This is a genomic window from Rhodococcus sp. NPDC059968 (genome assembly GCF_042738615.1).
Taxonomy (GTDB): domain Bacteria; phylum Actinomycetota; class Actinomycetes; order Mycobacteriales; family Mycobacteriaceae; genus Rhodococcus_F.
The window spans coordinates 1-2,487 of sequence record NZ_JBHWUE010000242.1 but is presented as its reverse complement, the minus strand read 5'-3'; the positions used below and the strand labels follow the sequence as shown (position 1 = coordinate 2,487).

Genomic DNA, 2,487 nt, shown 5'->3' with positions numbered 1-2,487 from the left:
GAGCAGTTCCTCTCGGATCGCCTCGATCTGGGCGTCATCGAGCCGGGGTCGGCGTCCCGCGCGACCGGCACCTTCCAACGCCTCGTTGCCCCCTTGGGTCCACTGTCGATACCAGCGTGAGGCGGTCTGCTGGGAGACCTCCAACTCGACCGCGACATCGACCTGTCGTCGTCCCGCGGCGAACATCTCCGCCGCCCGCATCCGCCGGTCACGCAACGCCTCGAGATCCCGGCGACCGCCGCGCTGCTTGACTTTCCGGGCATCCGATCCCTCGCGCGAACCGGTTTCCTTACCTGCCATTCATCAATGATCCAGCAGCACGGTGTGAATCCCGTGCAACGACACACCCTATTACCGAAACATCTTTAGTAGGGAAGCACCGCGCAGACGAGTCGAGCTTCTGGCGGGCTGCGGGGCCGGGATCGGCCGGCGAGGTCGGCCAGGATCCGCCGGTCGGGCAGGCGTGCGGAGGGGGTCAGCCACCACGAGGCCAGACCCCACGGGTCGGCGACGGCGTCGAGGAGCACGTTGACGGCGGTGACGGCTCGCGGATGGAGGGTTGGCAGATCGAGCGTCGAGACCGGAGTGCGGAGGCGCGCACGATTGCCTTCGTCGCCAGTGCCAGGGGGTCCTCATGGTCCGGTGTGTGTGTCGGCCGGTAGCCGTGGTCGAGTAGCAGGGATCCGAAGGCTTCGAACAGTGTTGCCATGCCCTCGATTACGTCGCTGTCGATGATCGGGTACCGGGTGCCTGTGCCTGCGGGCGTCGAGGCCGGGAAGGGTTCTACTGTGATTGCCCTGCTCAGCTCCCATATCGTGTTGAAGTAGATGTGCGCGAGGGCGCTGAACGGGAGTGCGTCGGGGAGAGCGCCGGCCGCTTCGGCCTCTAGCATGACCATCATCGACCGGGACAGTTTCTCGAGTAGGTCACTCGTCGAGGTCAGCGTGAACGCGCAGTAGTCACGTTCTGCGGCGCAGTAAGGCATGGACTGGCGAACGCGATCGGCAAGGTCGTGCGCCTCCTGCTTGAGTTGTTCGTCGGTATAGCGAAGTCGATCCTGGACTGGGCTCACACTGTTCTCGGACACGGTATCGTCCCGGGCGGACAGATACGCGAGTGCCGCGTCTTCGTCGAAGGTGATGCGGTGCTCCGCGAGGGCCGCGAAAAGATTCGTACCTGCGACGTGTCGGGACCGGGGCGGTGCTGGCTGGTGAAGGCAACCGCGGTGACACCGATTTGAACGATGTCACCCGATTGGAGCCGTCTCCGTCCGGCCAGTCTTTCGCCGCAGGCGGGAGACCGTACGGTCCCATGTCAGCGCCAGGTCGGATCGGTGGTGAGTTAGTCCTACGGTTAGCCGCCGAACGTCGGCAGACAACGTCAGCTGATGGTTACGCCCCTCCCCGTCGGCGGGCGTCCTCAATGCCGCTAATCAGTATCCCACTCGATGAGTCCGGCCGGTTCATTCGTCTACGCCTGTTCGCTCCGTGCAGTTGATTCCGTGGTCGACGTGTCGCTGCCTCATGCGCTGAAAGTGGTTGTAGCAGGCGAGTTCACGGGCACGAGCGGCCCTCCCGTTACGGAGCGCGGGTGTGGTGAGGAGTCGAAGTAACGCCTGGGTCGTCCCGTACACGTCCCCGCGCCGGTAGACCAGTCCCACACTTGTGGGTATGAGCAGTCCTACGGTGTTGGCCCTACTGGTTGCAGTCCTGTCGATTGGTCGTAATCCATGGAATAGACTCCGCCCATACAGTTTCCGCGAACGGTCTCAGCTGGACCACTCGACCTCGATTTAACTCGGGTAACAGTCATACTCGAGTCAAGTGCAAAGAACCCGACGGTGCAAGTGGTGATCGCCAGGACATGTTCCGGACGGGTCGGGGGCAAAGTCGCGAAATGGTTCATCTCGTCTACGGTCGGTCGAGCACGGCGGGTTCACCGTGGAGATGGTCGACTTGGGCGAGCTAAAACCCCCGATGATGGACGAACCAAATCATCCACGGCTGCGTCCATGCCCCCACCCGCACACGATGGACTGGAGTGCGACTATCGACCGTGCCGATCCGTTCGTGTTCGTCACTCCCGCTCCTGTCGGATTCGCTAGCTCCCATGACCCCTGATCAAAAGGTCCACTGGGACAGCGACACCATCATTCCCTTGCCCTCGAGCCCATCTGGCCTATGACCTGTACCGCAAGCCCATGGCAGATCCACCCGGAGTTCTGCCGTGTCTGCCCGCCGGAAACGGCGACGGGCCTGCAGCACACCGGCATGTGGCTGGGCGGTCCGTTGGAGTTGCGCGACAATGCGGAAACACGAGCCTCGACGGCCGCAGCAGCGGGGATCGCCGGGATCAGCGACGAGCAGGCATGTTGGACGATCTACTTCATGCCCTGCTAGCGGACATGCCAACCTCCCTGTAGGCGGACACGTTCGTCCCTGCTGACGGACAGCTGATCTCCCTGTCGATGAACATGGGGGCCGGCGG

The 2,487-nt window shown here is 63.4% G+C and carries 3 protein-coding genes and 1 pseudogene; 2 read left to right on the top strand and 2 right to left on the bottom strand.

Annotated elements, in window-relative coordinates; translation table 11 throughout:
* Both ACFWAY_RS53485 and ACFWAY_RS53480 read right to left on the bottom strand, forming a co-directional pair.
* Positions 1 to 300: helix-turn-helix domain-containing protein (locus ACFWAY_RS53485; RefSeq protein ID WP_378516503.1), on the bottom strand; the 300-nt coding region annotated here is incomplete at its 3' end.
* 175 nt (positions 301 to 475) lie between these two features.
* A complete protein-coding gene (locus ACFWAY_RS53480) occupies positions 476 to 1,087 on the bottom strand; it encodes a hypothetical protein (RefSeq protein WP_378516502.1) in 612 nt (203 codons plus the stop codon).
* Positions 1,088 to 1,931: 844 nt separating this feature from the next.
* On the opposite strand from ACFWAY_RS53480, the pseudogene ACFWAY_RS53475 reads away from it, so the two are divergent.
* Positions 1,932 to 2,120: pseudogene (locus ACFWAY_RS53475) on the top strand (NADPH-dependent FMN reductase); the annotation flags it as partial.
* A gap of 60 nt (positions 2,121 to 2,180) precedes the next feature.
* Complete coding sequence (locus ACFWAY_RS53470; protein ID WP_378516501.1) at positions 2,181 to 2,399, top strand: hypothetical protein; 219 nt, start codon at positions 2,181 to 2,183, stop codon at positions 2,397 to 2,399.
* Positions 2,400 to 2,487: the final 88 nt, after the last annotated feature.

Bases quoted from the DNA above. Each gene is read 5' to 3' on its own strand.
- ACFWAY_RS53470 (WP_378516501.1), top strand. From the start codon at position 2,181: ATGACCTGTACCGCAAGCCCATGGCAGATCCACCCGGAGTTCTGCCGT.